The organism is Streptomyces sp. NPDC059832 (assembly GCF_042731715.1).
Classification (GTDB): Bacteria; Actinomycetota; Actinomycetes; order Streptomycetales; family Streptomycetaceae; genus Streptomyces.
In genome coordinates, this window is sequence record NZ_JBHWIY010000061.1 from 1 (window position 1) to 20,786 (window position 20,786).

Here is a 20,786-nt window from a genome sequence, read left to right on the forward strand (position 1 = left end):
GCCCGAATACTGGATGTATTCGGGCGTTCCGACAACGCGGCGAGGTGCCGTAGCTGTCGTCGCACGCCCGCCAGGGATTACGGGACAGCCCTTAGATGTACTGACCGGTGATCTAGCGGTAGCAGTCCGGAACGGGATCGGTCTCGCTGTAGATGGCGGTGTCCTTCATGAAGCCGAGCTGGCCGTTGTCGGCGACGGTCATCAGCCAACGGGTCGGGTGCGGCCCGCCGACCCAGTCCTGGTTGTCCTCCTTGCAGGAGAACCAGCTGGGATCGGAGTTCATGTAGCCGACCACGGTGGAGGGGTCCGGGTAGATGTGGTTGTTGCCGACCGTGCCGTAGACCGGGGAGCCAGACACGTTGTGGCAGTACCACCGGTTGCTCTCTCCGGGCCAGCAGTTGTCGGCCGCCGAGGCAGACGGCGCGGCCACGACTCCCAGGCTCACGGCGAGGGTGGCGGCAGCGGCGGCGGCGGTGATCCTGGCGGTGCGGATTTTGCTGAACATATCTCACTCCTGTTGCTGTGCAGACGAGTTTGCCCGGCGGCAGTGTGCCCGGCGACCTTGGCGTGTCGCGCATGCGACGCGGTTGGTGACTCAAAATCGCCGGAGTCCGAAGGGGCATGGCCAAACGCAGTCGGTCACACCTGCGGGCACGGGGACGGGTGTTCGCATGGAGCGAATGCGATCTCTCGGTTTCGTGTCGGTGGTGGTGAGAGTCGGTGGTGACGTTCTGGGGCATCAGGTGCCCGCGGGTCCGCCCGTGGCTTCGTCGACATCGAATAGTTCTGGCACAGCTTCCGTTTGCGCCGCGAGGCGCTGTTGGTCCGAGTGGAGGTGGAAGACCCGCACCAACCCGCTGTCGCAGCAGTCGGGTTGAAGCTGAGGGCAGCCGTCCGACGTGAGGTCGCGTGATGTGAGTGATCGCAGCGGTTGAAGGATCGAAGGAGGTGGTGGTCGACATTACGATCGGGGCGCATCGACCGGCACGGCGGGCGGCTCGGGGAACGCCCGACGGGACAGCTCCCTCATGGCGCTCTGCCGCCCCACCGCTGCCGCGATGCCCAGGCGGCGCTCTGCCGGGTCAGGCGACGGTCGCGACGCCGACCGCGGGGACGTGCTCCGTACGGTGGCGACCAGGTGAGACGCAGAACGGGCCGGGCGGGCGCAGCTGGGCACTGTCGGGCCGACGCCGGGCGGCACCTCCCGGCAGCGCCCTCCTCGACTGCCTTCCCGTCCGGCCTCATCGCCCTGGCGGTGGGCGATTCCCACTGGACGCGCGTCTGCGGTGGCGTCCATTCGGCGGAGACCGGCATCCGTCTCGCGCTCGTTAGCAGGGGAAGCCGCGTCGACAGAGGGGTTCACGGTGAGCAAGCAGAAGAAGAGCCGCAGGCACCGGAGCGTCAACCGCACGCCTCGGCCCATGGGCGGGCAGAGCGACACCCCACGCGCCTCTGGGCACGCTTGCCTGCCTCACCAGCCGAAAGCCCCCGCCGTTCCGGTGTACCGGGACAAGGCTGAGCTGGCCGGCGGCCGGGCGTACCCCGCCACCTCTCGGATGAACGTCGATGGAGAGCAGATGGAGTTCGATCTCATCGCGAACATGTACGCCGTGGTCCATGGCGAGGTGACCGGCCCGTGTGCGGACGTCCTGACCGCTATGGCCCTGGCCTACACAGAGGACCACCAGGGACTGCTCGCCTCTATCAGCTCGGACGAGGAACCGCCTCTGACCACCACCGCGCTGACCGACTCCTTCCGCCGCTTCTTCCAGGAAGGTGTTCTGGGGCGGGACGAGAGGGGCGGATACGTCAGCTTCGAGCGCCTACACGCAGCGCACGCATAGCGTGAACCGCAGCTGGTGGCGCCGCATCGAGCACTGGGGCAGTCCACGAGTAGTCAAAACGGTCGGGCGGCGGTGGTGACCAACCCCGCCTCCGGTCTGTTGAGCACGGCATGCCCACTTCGCGCTCCCGCCGCCGCTCCCCGCGGCCGCCCGTCGTCAACCGCCCCCACGCCCCGCTGACCGGTGAGTACGCCGCGGACCCGGCCGTGTGCCACCACGCCTATCAGGTGGCTGGCTTTGTTCACGAGAACGGGTTCTGGCCCACTTTCCGTGGATCAGCACGCTGAGTGACATTCGTCGGGCGAGTAGGTCCTGGGGAAGCTGCCTGAAAATGACCCGTACCGGGTGCGGTGTGGCTGACAGTTCGGCCCGTGGGACTGGAGGAGTTGCTATTCCCGTCGATCGCCGACGTGGCGGTGCTGTCGATCGACGTGAACGATGAGCCGGTACGCATCGAGGCCCGAAGCACGGCCGCGGGGTCCGTCTGCCCCGGCTGCGGGAGCTGGTCACAGCGGGTTCACTGCTCTTACCTGCGGTTTCCCGCTGACGTGCCCAGCGGAGGCAGACGGGTCAGTCTCTGTCTACGAGTCCGCCGGTTCCTCTGCCCGGTCATCTCGTGCGGGCGGCGGACCTTCGCCGAGCAGATGCCGGGACTGACCCGTCGCTACGGCCGGCGGACCGAGCGCCTGCGGTCGACGCTGGCCGCGGTCGGTCTCGCGCTCGCCGGCCGGGCCGGCCCGTTGGCGGCGAGTTGGAGGTCGGGCGTCGGCACCTGGACCACGGACAAGCGCAAGGCCTTCGCCAACGACCTGACCCATAGCCAGCTGGTCGCGGTCTCCGCGGCCTCGAACAGGGCGAAGGCGGACAAGGGACCGGATGCCTGGCGGCCGCCGCTGCGGTCGTACTGGTGCACCTCGCTCGAGTGTCGATGGGGTCGGCATCAGAGACCTCTCGTTCAGCGAGCTCCGATCGAGTCCGTCCCTCGTCCCGCGACCCTTTCCCTCCGAGGGAAAGTCGATCCATGGGCCCTTCAGCGATGCGATGTAGTCGATGACGCGGTGGGGCTCAGCCTCATGTGCCCAGTTGGCCCGGTTCACGGTGAGGACCGCTGTGCGCACCCGGGCGGGGCCGCGGGCGCGGATCACGTCCGCCGTGTGGACGAGGATCGCGCCGCAGGAGACGCTCCCGCCGCACGGCCCGATTCTGCTCCGAATTCCACCCGGAGACCGCGGCCCCGCCCTCCCTGCCTGCACCAAGTCCGGGGACGTCTCGTCCAGTTCGTCGCGGTCCCTGCCGGGCGAAGTAAGTCAATGTGATGCACAACACAGTTGACCACCGTACTTGATCAACACATGATCCACACAGATTCTTTTAAAGAAAAACTAAGGGGATGGGTGCGGCGTGTTTACGCAGGGGCGGTGGCACAGCTGGCGTCAGGCGGTGCGAAGTTGGACGATAGCCGTCGCGCTTTTAGGGAGTGCGATTCCAGTGGTCGGGGTCGGAGCTACTCCGGCAATCGCCCATGACGGAGCGGCCTCGACAGCGGTCGACGGGATCCCCGAGTCGAAGGCTAGTGGTCTCGCGGGGGAGACCGGTGAGCGAGTGGCCGTGGACGGGGCGACTACCGAATCGTCCCAGGTCTTCGCCAACCCGGACGGCACCTTCACGCAGGAAATGAACGCGGCTCCGGTCCGTGCCCGGAGGGACGACGGTACCTGGGCACCCATCGACACCACCCTCGTTCGCGAGACCAACGGCTCTGTGCGGGCGAAGAACACGACAGCTGGTCTCACCTTCTCGGGCGGCGGCAGCGGGGACGGACTGGTCACGCTGAAGGATGAGGGACACGAGCTGCGGCTCGGCTGGCCCACTGAGCTCCCGGAGCCCCGACTCGACGGCGACACCGTCACGTACGCCGGAGTCTTCCCGGACGTTGATCTGAAACTGACTGCGCTGAGCTCCGGCTACACCTCGGTGCTCGTGGTCAAGACCGCGGAGGCTGCAAAGAATCCGGCGCTCGCGACGATCAGGATGACCGTCTCCGGCAATGGCCTGGACATCGCCCCGACGGCCGATGGCGGTTTCGTTGCGCGCGACGGCGACGGCTCCCCGGTCTTCGAGAGCCCGGCGGGGCGGATGTGGGACTCGGCCGGTGACACCCCGGCAGCGGGTATCACCACGCAACTCGACCGCACCGTTTCAGCAGAGCCGGAGGGCGAACCGGAACCAACGCATACGGCCCCGGTGCCCGACGCCGAGGGCGAACCCGCCCCCTCGGAGGGCCCCAGCAGCGGTGACGCGACGGCCGAACTCCCGCTCAAAATCAACGAAGATTCCCTGGAGATCACGGCTGATCAGGCCCTGCTCCACGGTAAGGACACTGTCTTTCCTGTCTACATCGACCCGCCGACCAAGGGCATCGCACTGGGCGACTGAACGGCGCTTTCCTCGGACGGTGACAAATTCTGGGAGTTCGACGGTGACAAGGGCGTGGGGCGCTGCTCCAACTCCGGCGGATACCTGTGCTCCAACAGCCCCTATACCCAGCGCCTTTACTTCGAGTACCCGCTCTCCTCGATCCACGGCAAGAAGATCCTGGACGCCACGATGGAGGTGTACCAACTGTGGACGTTCAACTGCGATCCGCACTGGTACGACCTGAGCCGCGTGGACAAGGGCATCTCCTCCAGCACTACCTGGTCGTCCCGCCCCACCGGGGTAGACCTCATGGGCGACCGGAACGTGGCCTACGGCAGGGGCAGCCTGTGCAAGCCGGCACAGCCGGCGAACTGGGTACGCTTCAGCGACAACGTGGACGAGGAGACGAATGAGAACCTGACGACGACCCTCGCCTCCTACGCCACGAACAAGACGTCGCAGATCACCTTCTCGCTGACCGCACACGACGAGTCCGACGCGGCCGCCTGGGCACGGTTCCGCAACGACGCGAAGCTTTCGGTGACCTACGTCTCCTACCCGGACAAGCCGACCTCGTACGGCGTCCAGCAAGGGACCACCGGGCGGGCCTGCAACGCCTCCACGCTGCCCTTCGCCACCAGTGACACCACGCCGAAGATGCTGGCCACGGTGCAGTCGGCTGACGGCTCCAACGCCCAAGTCCGCGCCCTGTTCGAGGTATGGAAGGCGGACGGCTCCAGCCGCGCCTGGTACGCGGCCTCGCCGGACGGCGCCTGGGTGGCCGACAACGCCCCCCGCGACGCGACCTCCAGCGCGCTGCCGGCACAGACGGACTACAGGATGCGGGTCAAGACACAGGCGTACTACAAGACGGACCGAGGCGCCACCGGTGTGCTGGACTCGGCCTGGTCGTCCTGGTGCTACTTGCGGGTAGACACTGATTCGCCACCGCCTCCGGTGGTGACCAGCGCGGACGGCGTCTACAAGTCGGCCGAGACCGATCCGGCCGCGGGCGGGGTGGGCACATCGGGCAAGTTCACCTTTACCCCTGCGGACACCAATCCCACCATGGCCGGTATCCAGTCGGACGTCGTCAGCTACAAGTGGAAGCTGAACAGCGGCGCGGTCTCCGCTCCGATCACCGTCGCCAAGGGCGCGGCCACCACTCAGACGATCACGCCGAACCAGGCCGGTGAGAACACCATCCAGGTCTGGGGCTACGACGCGGCAGCTCACAGCTCGCAGACCGGCTACTACAGCTTCTTGGTGAAGGGTGCCGAGAAGCCCTCGGGGGTCTGGCACCTCGACAACAACGGTGCTGACAGCACCTCTGCGACTCAGCACCCGCTGACGCTGGGCGGCTCGTCCGCCTACACCGCGCTGGCACGGTCCGGTGCAGGGGCGCTGAAGCTCAACGGAACCAGCGACTACGCCGCCACCAGCAGTGCCGTGCTCGACACCAGCAAGTCCTTTGCGGTCTCCGCATGGGTACGTCCGGCCGACATCTCTCGCAGCCAGACGGTCCTCTCGCAGCAGGGCACCAACCTGTCCGGCTACGCCCTGCACTACTCCGCGTCGGCCGGGAAGTGGGCATTCAGCAAGTACGCCAGTGATGCCGTGGGTGCTGCCGCCGTCCGTTCGTACTCCACCGCGCAGCCGGTAGCGAACACCTGGACACACCTGGCAGGTGTCTACAACGCGGCGGACCAGACCATCCAGCTGTTCGTCAACGGAGTCCCGCAGGGCCAGCCGGTGACCAGCACGACCGCCTGGAATGCCAGCGGCCCGATGCAGTTCGGACGATTCCACTCCGGCACCAGCTACGTCGAGAACCTGAACGGAAGCCTGGACGAGGTCCACGTCTGGTCCCGTGCTGTCACGGACACCGAGATTGCGCACGACGCCTGGCTGGAGGACGAGGACATCAGCGACGGCACCGCCGGCGACCCGGTCCCAGCGCTCGTCGCCAAGTGGGACGCCACTGACATGGCCAACGCCGCCGGCACCACGGTGAAGGACACCAGCGGCTACGGCCGGAACCTGACACTCAACGGGGCCGCGCTCACCAAGTTCACCACCGGAGACCCGGATATCGGCGAAGAGGTCACGACCACGCAGTCGATGACCCTGAACGGCACCAGCGCCTATGCCACCGCCGCCGGCCCACTCCTCGACGACTCCGGTTCGTTCACCGCGACCGCCTGGGTGACGCTGGACCCGGCCAAGCTCGCCGACACCACCAAGTCCTATGCGGTGCAGGTGTTCGGCCAGTCGGGGACGAGTCAGTCCTCCTGGGGCGTCTGGTACGAGCAGCCGGCCGGAAGCACCCAGGGACGGTGGACGTTCGGCCGTCCCGACAAGGACGGCACCAGAGCCGCCTGGACCGAGAGTGAATCCACCGCATTCACCACCGCTCAGCTGGGAGTGCCCGTCATGCTGTCAGTCGTCTACGACGCCCAGACCGCAGCCGACCCCGAGGACACCTCCAAACTCGGCGCGCTCAGGCTGTACGTCGACAGTGCCCTGATGGGTGACGCGGACGGCGTGGCGTACTCGGCCCCCTGGCAGGGTGCCGGGGCATTCGAGATCGGCCGGGCGAAGATCAACGGCGCCGCCGCGCGCTACTACCCCGGCAAGATCGACAGCGTCCGCGTCTGGGCCGGAGCCACCTCCACCGACAACATCGCCAACCGGCACAACATCGAGCAGCGGTAGAAGCGAGGACGGTCGGAGCGCCTGCGCTACTCCCCGATCTCCGACCTGTTCAGGCCCGGGTGCTACTGATGCCGGCGCCCGGGCCGTCTCGCACTTCTCCAAGCCTCTCGTAGCACGCGCGCCTTGACAGGCGCGCGCCAAAGCAGCGCTCGCGGCACCGATGCCGGTGCCGGAGCGTTCCCCGCCCATCATCGAACACGGAAAGTAACTGTGTCCTCGCCACCCTTCCGTAAGCGCTTGCCAGGGGCGTTCATACGCCGCTGGCTCGGCCGCGGTGCCCTCGTAGTCTCCCTCTCTGTCCTTCCGCAAGTTGTGATTCCCTCGGGGTACGACTTCGCCGCCCAGGCCCAGACCGCGACAGCCCGAAAGCAGCTGGAGGACCGGCCTAAGGCGAAGATCGACAAGGTAGGCAGGCTCAAGCCCGGCGCGTCCAAGGCCCCGAAGGACAAGGCCGCCTCCGCCTCGGGCAAGACCCGCGCGCGGCTGAACAGTGCCGCGTGGCCGGAGGCTGGAAAGGCCACCGCAAAGGTCCCCGCGACCAGCACGGGGACCGCCATCACGGTCGGCGGACTCGGCGTGGACCTGGCCCAGGAGCCCACCGCCCCGGCAGCCAAGTCGGCCAAGACGAAGGCGGAGGCTACCGGTCCCGCCGAAGAGGTGGCGCTCAGGGTCCACTCCCAGGCCGCCGCGAAGAAGGCAGGTGTCAACGGGATCCTGCTCACCATTGATCCCTCCGAAGGAGCTGCCGGAGATACCGACAGGCTCCGGGTATCTCTGGACTACTCCACCTTCAACGACGTCTACGGTGGCAACTTCGGCCCCCGCCTGCGCCTGGTGACACTCCCGGCATGTGCACTGACCACCCCTGAGAAGGAGTCCTGCCGCACTCAGCAGCCCGTAGCCGGCGCGAGCAACGACACCGGATCGCAGACGCTGACGGGTACCGTCTCCGCCCGCGTACTCGCTGCCGGTGCCCCGACACTGCTGGCCGCAGCAGCCGACAGCTCCGGCAGTGGAGGTGACTACGCCTCCACCCCGCTGTCCCCGACCGCCACCTGGGAGGCCGGCGGTAACACGGGTGACTTCACCTGGAACTACCCGCTGCGGGTTCCCCCGGCCACGGCCGGCCCGTCCCCGAACCTGTCCATCTCCTACAACTCCGCATCCGTGGACGGCCGCACGGCCGGGGAGAACAACCAGACCTCGGTGATCGGCGAAGGCTTCTCGATCACTGAGTCCTACATCGAGCGCAAGTACGGGTCCTGCAAGGACGACGGCCAGTCCGGCAAGGGGGACCTGTGCTGGAAGTACGCAAATGCCACACTGGTTCTCAACGGCAAGGCCGTCGAACTCGTCAACGCCTGTGCGGACAAGACAGCCTGCGACACCGCAGCCCTATCACAGGCATCCGGCGGCACGTGGAAGGCAAAGAACGAGGACGGCTCCCGGGTTGAGCACCTGACCGGCGCCACCGGAAACGGTGACGACAACACCGAGTACTGGAAGGTCACGGACGCATCCGGCACTCAGTACTTCTTCGGCAAGCACCGCATGCCCGGCTGGAGCGACAAGGGCACCACCGACACCGCCGACGACGACCCGGTCACCAACTCCGTCTGGACTGTGCCGGTCTTCGGCGACGACTCCGGGGAGCCCTGCTACAAGTCCACCGGCTTCGCCGACTCTTCCTGCAACCAGGCATGGCGTTGGAATCTCGACTACGTCGAGGACACCCACGGCAACACCTCCACCTACTGGTACAGCAAGGAGACGAACTACTACTCCAAGAACGCTGACACCACGGTCAACGGCACCGGCTACACCCGCGGTGGCCACCTCGACCGCATCGACTTCGGCCTGCGCAGCGACCTGATCTACACCAAGCCCGCCGCCCAGCAGGTCCGCTTCACCTACGCCGAGCGCTGCGTCACCTCAGGCGGCTGCTCCAGCCTGACCAAGGACACCAAGGCCAACTGGCCCGATGTGCCCTTCGACATGATCTGCGCGGCCAACTCCAAGTGCACCACCCAGATCGGCCCATCCTTCTTCACCCGCAAGCGCCTCACTGACATCACCACCTCCGTGTGGACCGGCACCGGCACGACCCGCAGAGACGTGGACACCTGGCACCTGGAACAGGACTTCCCCGACACCGGCGACGCCTCCTCCGCCAGCCTGTGGCTGAAGTCCATCCAGAACACCGGCAAGGCCAACACCACCGCGGCCGACATGCGGCCGGTCGTCTTCGGCGGCATGCAGCTGCCCAACCACGTCGAGGGCAGCGGCCCGGACACCCTGCGCTATATCAAGTGGCGCGTGCGCACCATCAAGTCCGAGACCGGCTCCACCCTCACCGCCAACTACTCCGACCCCGACTGCATCTGGGGCTCGAGCATGCCGGCGGACATCGACAGGAACACCCGCCGCTGCTTCCCGGTCAAGTGGTCTCAGTCCGGGGCGACCCCGGTCACCGACTGGTTCCACAAGTACGTGGTCACCTCCGTCTTCCAGGACGACCCATACGGCCACGGCGACACCGGCGAGACGTACTACGACTACAAGGACGGCGCCGGCTGGGCCTACGCCGACGACGAGGGCCTGACCAAGCCGTCCAACCGCACCTGGTCGCAGTGGCGCGGCTACGGCAAGGTCGTGCAGACCTCCGGCGACTCCGAGGGCCCGCGCAGTAAGAAACTGACGCTCTACATGCGCGGCCTGAACGGTGAGAAGGAACTCGACGGCACTGCACGCGTAGAAAAGGTCACCGACTCCACCGGCACCGCAATCGACGACTCCCGTCAGTACGCCGGCTTCGTCCGCGAAACCATCGCCTACAACGGCGCCGGCGAACTCAGCGGCACGATCAACACCCCCTGGTCGCACAAGACCGGCAGCCACACCTACGGCTGGGGCACCACCTCGTCCTGGATCGTCCAGGCCGGAGAGGCCGTCACCCGCACCAAGACCTCCACCGGCACCCGCACGGTCAAGCAGAAAACCACATACGACACCACGTACGGCATGCCGATCACCGTGGAGGACAGCGGCGACGCCGCCACCACCGGCGACGAGTCGTGCGTGCGGACCTCCTACGCCCGCAACACCTCCACCTCCGCCTGGCTGGTGAACACGGTCTCACGCACCGAAACCTACTCGGTTCCCTGTACGGCCACCCCGTCGATCCCCGATGACGTCGTCTCCGACATCACCATGGCCTACGACGACCAGGCGGTCGGGGTGGCACCCGTCAAGGGCGACATCACCGCCTCCTACCGCCTGGCGAGCTATGGCGAGCTCGACAAGAAGCCCGTTTACCAGCAGGTCTCCAGTTCCACCTACGACAAGCTGGGCCGCCCGCTCACCGCGACCAATGCCCTCAACCGCACGGTCGGGACCACCTACGTTCCCGATGACACCGGTTACGGCCCGCTGACCTCCAAGACCACCACCGACCCCAAGCTCTACACCTCTACCACCGAGGTGGATCCGGCCTGGGGCACTGCCACCAAGACGACCGACGCCAACGGCAACGTCACCGAGTGGTCCTTCGACGCACTTGGCCGCCTCCAGTCGGTCTGGAAGCCGGACCGCTCCCGCACGCTCGGAGACGTAGCCAGCATCGTCTACACCTACAGCATTAACAACGACAAGGAGACCTGGGTCCGCACCGACACCCTCAAGGCCGATGGAAAGACCTACAACAACTCCTACGAGATCCTCGACAGCCTGCTGCGGTCCCGCCAGAAGCAGGTCCCCGCGCCCAACGGCGGCCGGGTGATCTCCGAAACCCTCTACGACGACCGCGGCCTGGCGTACATCTCCAACAGCCAGGTCCACGACAAAAGCGCCCCCTCGGGCACCCTGGCCAACACCTACCCCGGCTCCGTCCCCGCCTCCACCGAGACGGTCTTCGACGCGGCGGGACGCGCCACCGAATCGATCTTCCGGGTCTATGACCAGGAGAAGTGGCGCACCAAAACTGACCAGCAGGGCGACCGCACCGCCACCACCGCGGCCGCGGGCGGCACTGGCACCCTGAGCATCGTCGATGCCCGAGGCCGGCTCACTGAGCGTCGTGAATACGGCAACCCCGTCCCGACCGGCAACGAGTACACCCGCACTCTGTATGAGTACACCCCAGGCGGTCAGCTCAAGAAGATGACTGGCCCGGACGGGGCGGTCTGGACGTACGGCTACGACCTGCGCGGCCGCAAGACCACCTCCACCGACCCCGACCAAGGCCGGATCGACACCACGTACAACGACGGCGATCAGCCGCTGGCGGTCACCACCACCCGCAACCGCGTCTCCCGCACCCTGATCACCGACTACGACGAGCTCGGCCGCAAGACCGGGACCTGGGACGGGGTGAAGGACAACGCCCATCAGCTGACCAAGTTCACCTACGACTCCCTGGCCAAGGGGCAGCCGACCGCCTCGATCCGCTACGTCGGAGGCACCACCGGCAAGATCTACTCCCAGGTCGTCACCGGCTACGACGCGCTCGGCCGCCCCAAGGGCACCAAGACCGTCATCGCGGCCAGCGACTCCCTGGTCGCCGTCGCCGGTGCGCCGCAGACGTTCACCACCTCCACCGCCTACAACATCGACGGCACCGTCCAGTCCACCTCGCTCCCCGCGGTAGCCGGTCTTCCCGCCGAGACCGTGACCAACAGTTACAACGGCCTCGGCATGCTCACCGGCACCGACGGCATGACCGACTACGTCCAGAACATCGGCTACTCCCCGTACGGCGAGATCGAGGAGACCCGCCTGGGCACCTCCACCGGTGCCAAACAGTTCCAGATCCTCAACCGCTACGAGGACGGCACCCGCCGCCTGGCCAACACCCACACCGTCGACCAGACCAACACCGGCCACACCAGCGACGCCAACTACATCTACTACGCCTCTGGCAACGTCGAGTCAATCACCGACAACGCCAACGGCAAGGACACCCAGTGCTTCGCCTACGACGGCTACCGCCGTCTGACCGAAGCCTGGACCCCGTCCTCCAACGACTGCGACACCGCCCGTGCGGCGTCCGCCCTCGGCGGGCCGGCCCCGTACTGGACCAGCTGGAACTACAAGCCCGGCGGCCTGCGAGACACCCAGACCGAGCACAAGGCCACCGGCGACACCAAGACCGGCTACGGCTACCCCGCCGTCAATGCCTCCGGCACCGGCCAGCCCCACACCCTGACTTCCGTCACCGTCAACGGCGGCACCGCCAAGACGTACACCTACGACGAGCAGGGCAACACCACCAAGCGCTACGGCCCCACCGGCACCGCGCAGGACCTCACCTGGGACATCGAAGGAGAACTCACCCGACTCACCGAGGGCACCAAGACCACCGACTACCTCTACGACGCCAACGGGGAACTCCTGATACGTCGCGGCCCCGTCAAGACTGTCCTCTACCTGGGAGGTCAGGAACTCCACTACGACACGGCCGCAAAGAAGTTCACCGCCCAGCGCTACTACCCCGCCGGCGACGCCACCGCAGTCCGTACCGAGACCGGCCTGTCCTGGATGGTCGACGACCACCACGGCACCGCCTCAATGACGGTGGACGCCACCACCCAGGCCATCACCCGCCGCTACACCAAGCCCTTCGGCGAGAGCCGCGGAACAGCACCATCGGCCTGGCCAGATGACAAGGGATTCCTCGGCAAACCCGCCGACGCCGACACCGGACTCACCCACATCGGCGCCCGCGAATACGACCCGACCAGCGGACGCTTCCTCGCAGTCGACCCCGTCCTCGCCCCCGACGACCACGAGTCCCTCAACGGCTACGCATACGCCAACAACACCCCCGTCACCCTGGCCGACCCCACCGGCCTCCGCCCAGACGGAGCGTGTGGTGGTGCCTCAAGCTCCTGCGGCGGTGGCATCGAAACCTGGTCCAAGTCCGGAGATTCCTGGACCTGGGGATACTCGAGGCCGGTCAGCAACAACAAGGATGGGTCAACGACTTACGCCACGAGTAGTTACACCCTCGGGAAGGGGGGAACGTCTGGCACAACGAGAAGTGGCGGCCGCGCTGGCCCCACGCGGATAACTCAAAAAGAATACAAGGTGGGCATGGTGGCTCCTCCCGTGACCCGGATTCCACCACTCCTTTCGGCAATTCTTGGTAAAATGACCAGGGATATTAATGTCAATATGGATGACGTGTGGAAAAAGTTCTTCGATAAGCCGGATGAACTGTCGGAAGATCAATGGGATGAGCTTGTGGATACGTGCGTTGCATCTCAAGGGCTCAGCGAGGCTGGCTGCAGAAAGCTTCCCGTATTCGTTGTTGACGGAAAGCGAACCCCTAAGATAGCGATCAACGATAAGTCCGCCATAGATAGCGGCCACCCCTTCTACCTGCACTACCTGGCAAGCTCAAAAGGGGCGGATCGGAATCGCGAGTTCGCCGGGTGCAAAGCGGCATGGGGAGGCCCGCAGAGTTGCGACGAGTACCCTTTTGCCAGTACACAGGAAGGGGGCATAGGAGCACAGACCATGGCGGTTCCATTCAAACCTGAGCAAATCATACAAAGAAATGACCTCGGGAGCTTCTATAGAGCCAATAAGATGGGTAAGGGTGACCCTTTCCTCGTTACAGTAATCAACGTGCAAGTCAAGTATGGAATTTACTCGGCGGGATGAAATAGGGGCAACCGTGAGCGTGTGCATATTCCGGGACATCGTGCCAACGGGCATGGTCGTATTTTGCGACTTCGATACATCAGATTACCCTAGGGCGCAGACCGGCCTAGAAGATTTCCTCTTCCTCCCTGGATGCCTAGTCGTCATGGGGAACTCGGATAAAGACATTCAGGTCGAGGTGCACGTAGGTGGCGGTAATATTCCGGGCGCGCAGCGAGTGTTCGAAGGAGTGATGACCTTCCACTCGGGCATACTCAGCATTTCAGACCCGGAGAGCCCTAACGTAGAGTCACTTCATCTTCCGCGATCCGGAAGTTGGAACGTGCAAGTTTATCTCCGAAGCGCACCAGAGATGGACGAAATGTATTTCGTTTTTGATTCTGGCCAGTGGAAAAGAGAGTAAGGGCAACACGATCTAACCTCGATGTCTCGAAATGGGCCGCCGACTCCGTCGGCGACCCATTTCTTTACGGCTGTGTGCGACGGGGCGGATTGAGGGCCCGGGTGAGCTGTTTCCAACCTGACTGCGTTGGCGCGCAGTCGGTGAACTATATGAACGGATGAAGCTCCTGATGGACGGGTTCACGACCGAGATCACCCTGTCCACCATTCATCTGCGGTACCTCGCCCGGCACTTGACTGCTCAACGTCGCGAGATCGGCACCTGATGGCGGCGCATCGCGCCCGGCCGCCAGGCCCTGCTGGTCCTGGCTTTGCCGCTGTGCCGCTGGCGTCTGGACGCTCGGTACTCGGTCGCCGTCGGGCGGGACTCACCCCGTCCGACGGCGGGAGCCGATCTTCATTGACAGCGCGTTCCACACCTGCGGGGCGTGGTCAAAGGTGCCGGCCATGAGGTCAGGATGCAGGGGGCCTTGACCCCGGAGTTTGAACACGTCTATGCGGCTCGGGTCAGGGTAGTGTCCTGCGCCGGAGATCCGTCGGCAGAAGCGGGCGAGGGAGTCGAGGATCTCCTCGGCCGTCTTGGTCCAGATGAACGGTGTTGGGTTTTCGTTCCACTCCTTGACCCACGCACGGATGTCGGCTTCCAGGGAACACACGCTTTTGTGGGAGCCGCGGCGGATCTTCTGGTCGGCGAGGAAGCCGAACCACCTCTCGACCTGGTTGATCCAGGACGAACTGGTAGGGGTGAAGTGCAGGTGGAATCGGGGGTGTTTGGCCAGCCATGCCTTGATGGCGGGCGTCTTGTGGGTGCCGTAGTTATCGCAGATCAGGTGGACCTGGAGGTGCCCGGGAACCTCCTTTTCGATCTTGATGAGGAACTTCTTGAACTCTGCTGCCCGGTGCCGACGGTGCAGCGAGGTGATGACTTCGCCGGTCGCGACGTCGAAGGCCGCGAAGAGGGTGGTCAGACCGTTGCGGACGTAGTCGTGGGTGCGACGCTCGGGCATGCCCGGCATCATCGGCAGCACCGGCTGGGACCGGTCCAGCGCCTGGATCTGCGACTTCTCGTCCACCGACAGCACCACCGCCCCTTCGGGCGGATTGAAGTACAGCCCGACCACGTCGTGGACCTTCTCCACGAACAAGGGGTCCGCCGACAGTTTGAAGGTGTCCGTCAGATGAGGCTTGAGATGGAACTTGCGCCAGATTCGGCCCACGGTCGACTTCGACAACCCGCTGCGGTCGGCCATCGACTTGCGCGACCAGTGGGTGGCGTTCTTCGGCATCTCCTCCAACGTGCTGACCACGACGGCCTCTACCTGGTCGACGCTGATGGTGGGCGGTCGACCCGGCCGGGGCTCGTCCATCAACCCGTCCAGCCGGGCGGCCAGGAACCGCCGACGCCACTTGCGGACCGTATCCGCCGCTACCCGAAGATCCCGCGCCACCACAACAATCGGCGGAGCGTCAGGGCCTGCACACGCCAGCACGATCCGCGCCCGTAACGCCACCGCCTGCGCAGACGTCGCCCGCCGTTCCCAACGCTCCAGCGCCGCACGCTCGTCAACGGACAACAACAACGGTTCCAGCTTCGGACCACGACGCGGTGCGGGCACACCCGCAGAAACGCTCATACAAGAACTAACGATGGATCTCCGGCGCAGGACAGTAGTTGATGTTGTGTGGAAGGCGTCCTCGTAGGCAAGCGGGGATCGCTGGCCGAGGCGGGAGTGTCGGCGTCGGGTGTTGTATCGATGGAGCCAGCGGAAGGCGTCGAGTCGGGCTTCGCGCTCGTTTGACCAGCCTTTTCGTCCTTTCAGCGTCTCTCTTTTGAAGGTTGCGTTGAACGATTCCGCAGCGGCGTTGTCCGCGCTGCTACCGATCGCGCTCATGCTCTGACGGACACCGGCGAGGCGGCAGGCGTCGGCGAAGGCCCGACTCGTGTACTGGGCTCCGTGATCGGTGTGCATCACGGCTCCGGCGAGGCTGCCGCGGGTCCGGATCGCGGTGGCGAGGGCGTCAGTGACGAGTTCGGAACGCATATGGTCGGCGATCACCCACCCGGCCAGACGCCGTGAACACAGATCGATGACCGTCGCGAGATAGCAGAACTTCCCGCCGCCGACGCTCAGGTAGACACCTCAGGCAGGTAGCGGCGGTGGCAGTGAACGTGGGTGAGTCGGAAGGCGACGGGATCGTCGGACTGGCTTCCGTCCGGTTCGACAGTGAGCGCGTTCGCGCGTACCGCCGTCCGGATCGCCCGCAGCCACTGCTCCCATTCCTGGGGGCTCTGCGGCTGCTGGTCGGCGTGCAGGAGAAGGGTTCCGCAGAGCGGGCACCGGCCGTGCTGCCCCTGGAGCAGCCGTAGCAGGAGCGGGCTGAGCGGGGGCTTGTTCCTGCGTCGCCGTGAGGCCCAGTACTCGGTCAGCGCCGGGTCGTCCACGGACGCCCCTTTGATGACGAGTTGATGTCTGACGATCCTGGTCCAGGCGAACTTGGTGAGATAGCGGCCGCTCCCGCGGTCGCCGAACATCCACCGGTCCTGCCGGGACTCGTTGAACCGGCCGAAGTACCGGGATGTCACCCAGCCGTTCGGCTTGTTCGGGTGCGTGTGTCTGGCCCATTTGTAGACCAGCCTCCACATATGGTCGTCCAGCGAGGTGAACACCTCGCCCACTCCCCGAAAGTAGGCAGCCCAGCCCCTGATGATCGGGTTGAGCTTGGCGATCACCGCTGCCGCGTTCTGTCCCCGAAGGGCCAGCACTTCGGCGGTGAGCCGTGCCCGGATCCGTCGTACGGATGCCTTGCTCGGCTTGATCAGGAGCATGCCGTGGTAGCGGCGGACGGTGAAGCCCAGGAAATCGCAGCCCTCGTCGAGGTGCGCGATGCGCGTCTTGTCCTCGTTGAAGGCCAGACCTCGGGGCTTGAGCCACCGGGCGAGCCGCTCCTTGACCTGCTGGGCCTCGTCACGGCTGTGACAGAGCACCACCAGGTCGTCGGCATATCTGATCAGAGTCGGCGAGCCGACTGCCAGTTCACCAGCCCGTGGGCCTGTGAGCCGGTAGCGGACTCCGGCAGCCTCTTCCGTCCCGTGCAAGGCCACGTTCATCAGCGCCGGGGAGATGATCCCGCCTTGCGGAACCCCCTCCTCGGTCGGGGCGAAGGCGCCGCGGTCGATCACTCCTGCCTTGAGCCACTGCTCGATCAGACCCCGAGCGGGGAACTGTCCGATGGAGGCCATGAGGCGGTCGTGGTCGATACGGTCGAACGCCGCTGCCAGGTCCGCGTCAAGGACCCACTGGCGCTTCGGGCTCTTGCCCTTGGCGGCCAGGAAGATCGCTCCGATCGCGTCGTGGCAGCCACGGCCGGGACGAAATCCGTAGGATCTCGGCTCGAACCGTGCTTCCCACTCGGGTTCCAGCGCGTTCAGCGTCACGGCTTGAAGACACCGGTCGATGATCACGGGAATTCCGAGGCCGCGCTGACGGCCGTTGGCCTTGGGGATATAGACCCGCCTGACGGGCAAGGGCCTCCATAGAGCTGCCCGGTTCTGCATCCAGTCGGCCAGTTCGACCTTCCCCTGGGGCAGCAGGACAACCCGTCCGTCGATCCCTGCCGTCTTGCGGCCAGCGTTGATCTCCGTCACCCGTCGCACGCTCACCAGCGTGTTGGAGCGGGAGCGGAGCATCAGTTTCTGGAGATTGCGGACCTTCTTGAGGTCCCCTGCCTGTGATGCCGTGAAGATCCGCTGTCTCAGCCGCCGTACTTCGTCCTCCGCGCCCTGCCAGTCGATCGACTGCCAGTCGGTGAAGTCGTCCTCAGGTCCGTTCGCGGTGACGGCACTGTCGTCCTGGACGATGGCCGCCACGGAAGATGTTGTCGCCACGGTGTCCAACTTGCCCTTCGGTTCCAGCGTTGATGGTCATCGAGTCCTCACAGGCCCACCTGACCCACGTCAGCACCCTTGCGGGTCCGGGCAGAGCCCGTATCCGGCCGGTTATGCGGGGCGGCCAGCGGAAGTGCTGGCCGTCTGCCCTGGTTTCCCGCTGCCTTTCGGCGACCGGCATTGGCTTCTTGGGTCATCCTGTGCCCGCTGGGGAGTTGGGCCTTCCTTGCGGTCGGCTGACCGGACGCTTGCGCGTCCGGACCCCAGCGGGGTTTCCACGTTCCACACGAGTGAGATACGATCGGGGTGGGTGCCCCCTAAACTCCGGGACGGCGATGCTCTCCCGGCTGACGTTGGGTCTTCAGCCGGCGCCTGCCGCTTCTCAGCGGCCAGTCCTGCACCCCGCTGGAGCAGTCCATCGGCGGGGCCCACGATCACGAAGCATCATCAGGGGTTCACTCGCGTTCACCCGTCCGGTCTTCCCCTTGCCTGTGACCCCCGGATGGCACGGGGGTTCTTGGGCTTCTCCTTCGAGCTTCGCACCCCGCCGTTACCGGCGACGCACGTCGAAGTGGGGACGGGCTTTGAGCACCGGCCCGGAACTACGCTGTCGACATCAAGTCGATCCTCCGATCAGGTAATTCACTCAATCTCGTGCGACTTCGTGTCGCACCCCAGCGCTCGTGGTAGAGGCGTATGAGGTCCTCGGCGTGGTCGTAACGGTGGTCCAGGAGGGTTGTCGCGAGCCGGTAACGGCCCGTGATGCGTTGTCCGCTGCTGGTGGTGAGAGTGATGTCGGCTTCGATGATGCGGACGCGCAGGCCGCGGAAGCGGGTGAGGTAGGAGCCGTCGGGGAGGACTGCCAGCACCGCGGGGCGCCGGTGTGCGCACAGCCGGACCAGGAACTGAGAGCCGGTGTCGGCGACAGCGCGCAGGAAGCCGTCGCCGTCGAAAGCCCGGTCTGCCAGCAGGAGCATCTGCGGTGTCAGCCGGGGCAGTAGCCCGGCCGCCTGGACGGTCTCCCCGTTTTCGGACGGTCCGAAGACTGCTCCGAGCAGCCCTCGTGTCCCGGTCTCACACAGGACGGTCAGCCTCAAAGCGGGATAGCCCGGCATCCCCCAGTGGTGCCGGACTTTGCCCAGCAGAGCTCGGATACGTGGCAGGTCAGGAGCCTTCAAAGAACTGCAGCCGTCGAACGCTACGGTCCGCCAGCGCCGGTAGCGGACACCAGGCGTCGTCGGCCGAGCCAGCGGCACCGCCAGAGTGTCGAACAGAGCCTCTACGGGCTCCGGCCCAAGACGCCGGCGCAGCTGCCGCAGTGCAGCTTCTGAAGGAAGACAATGGTCGATGCCCGACAGGCCGGCCACGAGCTTGTCCCACACACGTCGGTATCCCAGAGACGGGAAAAGGCCCAGGGCCAGGACGAAGTAGATCCCGACCCTGGAGGGGAGCGTACGCACGCGGACCTGAACGGTCTTGGTCTCTTCGAGGACGTCATCGACGAGCTCGAAGGGTATGTGCTGAGTCAGCCCGCCAAGGTGGCCCGGCGCGAAGGCGCCTGCCGCGACGGTGGTGGTACGTGTCAAGGTGCAAGTGGAGAACTGACTCGACAACGGATCCCCTGGTCAAGAAGGTCTTGATCGACCTTCTCCTATCAGGGAACCGCGGCCTGCAGTGCCAGAACCATCCATCTCGGAGCTGGACTTGACTTGGCGGCCGCAGCGTTAACTTCGTGGCATTGGCGGTTGAACAGGTTGCGCTGGGCGGCGGCGTGCCAGTCTCCGTGGTCGTCGCGACACCTTCGGTAATGGGCTTTGGCGCCGGGCGAAGAGGTGAGGGAGGCGAAGGCCCAGAGGTAGCCGGCGTGGTTGAGGCGGTCGTTCTTGACCCACCTGCGGGTAATGCTGGATTTCTTCCCGGAGGCCCTGGTGATGGGCGAGGCTCCGGCGTATGCCTTCAGGCCGCGGGCATCGGCGAACCGCTTGCGGTCGTCGCCGATCTCGGCGAGCACCCGGGCGCCGAGCTGGATGCCGAGGCCGCGGAAGCTGAGGATGATCTCAGCGTCCGGGTGTCGAGGCGGCTTCCAGCTGGACCAGGAGGGCGAGCATCTGCTTGCCGAGCGCGTCTTCGACCAACGGCGGCTGGTGGGCCCAGTCGACCCGGAAGACATCCCGAAGCCGCTCGGTCTCGGCGTCGATGCCGCGCTGGCGGCCGGCCCGCTTGAGGGCGGACTGCAGCTGCGTGCGGGTCAGCCGCTCGGCCTTGGCCGGTGTCGGGGCTGCTTTGAGGAGCTCGTGGGCCTCGCGTCGGCAGAGCCCGTTGCGCCAGGAGTCGAAGGCGGCCAGGGCGGAGGCGTAGTACTCGCGCAGGAGGGATCGGAGCTGGTTGGAAATCTGCTGGCGATTCCAGGTGGCATCTTGCTGAGCTCGTGCGAGCACGGCGACGGCGCGGCCCAGGTCGCTGTCCTGCGGCAGGGGCCGATGGGCGTGCATGTCGGTGCGGAGGATGTTGGCGAGCACGAGAGCATCGCCGGGGTCGGACTTCTTGCGGGAGACGGCGCCAACGCGGTCTCCGCGATCATCTACAACGAGGATCCCGGAGAGGACCGTCGGCCATTCCCGGTCGGCGAAGAGTACGACGAGACGGATGGCCTGCGCTGAACTGAGCACACACAAAACACCCCAACGAGTCGGGGTGTTTCTGGTGATTCAGTCATGGGCGCGGCAGACCTGAAGGGCAGCCAGGGAGACAACGAGGAGCCTGGGATGCCGGGGTGGGCGGTCCAACCGGGCCGTTAGCCTCGATCTTTCGTGATTGGTCGTCAGCTTCGGCTGGCGGCCAATGCGTCGTTGTGGAGC

At 65.9% G+C, this 20,786-nt stretch carries 5 protein-coding genes and 6 pseudogenes; 4 read left to right on the forward strand and 7 right to left on the reverse strand.

The features are described 5' to 3' along the window. Positions 1-112: 112 nt before the first annotated feature. Positions 113-505: a hypothetical protein gene (locus ACFV8T_RS43220; protein WP_385338791.1), complete on the reverse strand. Its 393-nt coding sequence runs from the start codon at positions 503-505 to the stop codon at positions 113-115. A gap of 1,072 nt (positions 506-1,577) precedes the next feature. On the opposite strand from ACFV8T_RS43220, the gene ACFV8T_RS43225 reads away from it, so the two are divergent. Both ACFV8T_RS43225 and ACFV8T_RS43230 read left to right on the forward strand, forming a co-directional pair. After that, the gene (locus ACFV8T_RS43225; RefSeq protein ID WP_385338793.1) at positions 1,578-1,844 is read left to right on the forward strand and encodes a hypothetical protein; all 267 of its coding nucleotides are present in this window, start codon (positions 1,578-1,580) and stop codon (positions 1,842-1,844) included. Positions 1,845-2,275: 431 nt separating this feature from the next. Further along, positions 2,276-2,440 (forward strand): annotated as a pseudogene (locus ACFV8T_RS43230) (transposase family protein); the annotation flags it as partial. Between the two features lie 68 nt (positions 2,441-2,508). On the opposite strand, the gene ACFV8T_RS43235 reads toward ACFV8T_RS43230, so the two are convergent. Continuing rightward, positions 2,509-2,757 (reverse strand): hypothetical protein, encoded by a 249-nt coding sequence (locus tag ACFV8T_RS43235; protein WP_385338819.1) that lies wholly within the window; start codon positions 2,755-2,757, stop codon positions 2,509-2,511. Between the two features lie 689 nt (positions 2,758-3,446). On the opposite strand from ACFV8T_RS43235, the pseudogene ACFV8T_RS43240 reads away from it, so the two are divergent. Together ACFV8T_RS43240 and ACFV8T_RS43245 are read left to right on the forward strand one after the other, a co-directional pair. Then, a pseudogene (locus tag ACFV8T_RS43240) lies at positions 3,447-6,977 on the forward strand (LamG-like jellyroll fold domain-containing protein). A 312-nt stretch (positions 6,978-7,289) separates the two neighbouring features. Continuing rightward, positions 7,290-13,640, forward strand: a complete 6,351-nt coding sequence (locus ACFV8T_RS43245; RefSeq protein WP_385338796.1) for an RHS repeat-associated core domain-containing protein — start codon at positions 7,290-7,292, stop codon at positions 13,638-13,640. Between the two features lie 923 nt (positions 13,641-14,563). Here ACFV8T_RS43245 and ACFV8T_RS43250 read toward each other — a convergent pair. The 5 genes and pseudogenes from ACFV8T_RS43250 to ACFV8T_RS43270 all read right to left on the reverse strand — a co-directional run. Then, positions 14,564-15,676: pseudogene (locus tag ACFV8T_RS43250) on the reverse strand (IS630 family transposase); the annotation flags it as partial. 120 nt (positions 15,677-15,796) lie between these two features. Further along, positions 15,797-16,174 (reverse strand): annotated as a pseudogene (locus tag ACFV8T_RS43255) (transposase); the annotation flags it as partial. After that, positions 16,171-17,928: a group II intron reverse transcriptase/maturase gene (ltrA, locus tag ACFV8T_RS43260; protein WP_385338799.1), complete on the reverse strand. Its 1,758-nt coding sequence runs from the start codon at positions 17,926-17,928 to the stop codon at positions 16,171-16,173. The gene ltrA and the pseudogene ACFV8T_RS43255, both read right to left, overlap by 4 nt. Positions 17,929-18,602: 674 nt before the next feature. Next, a pseudogene (locus ACFV8T_RS43265) lies at positions 18,603-19,541 on the reverse strand (transposase domain-containing protein); the annotation flags it as partial. Between the two features lie 128 nt (positions 19,542-19,669). Continuing rightward, positions 19,670-20,522 (reverse strand): annotated as a pseudogene (locus tag ACFV8T_RS43270) (transposase); the annotation flags it as partial. Positions 20,523-20,786 lie beyond the last annotated feature (264 nt).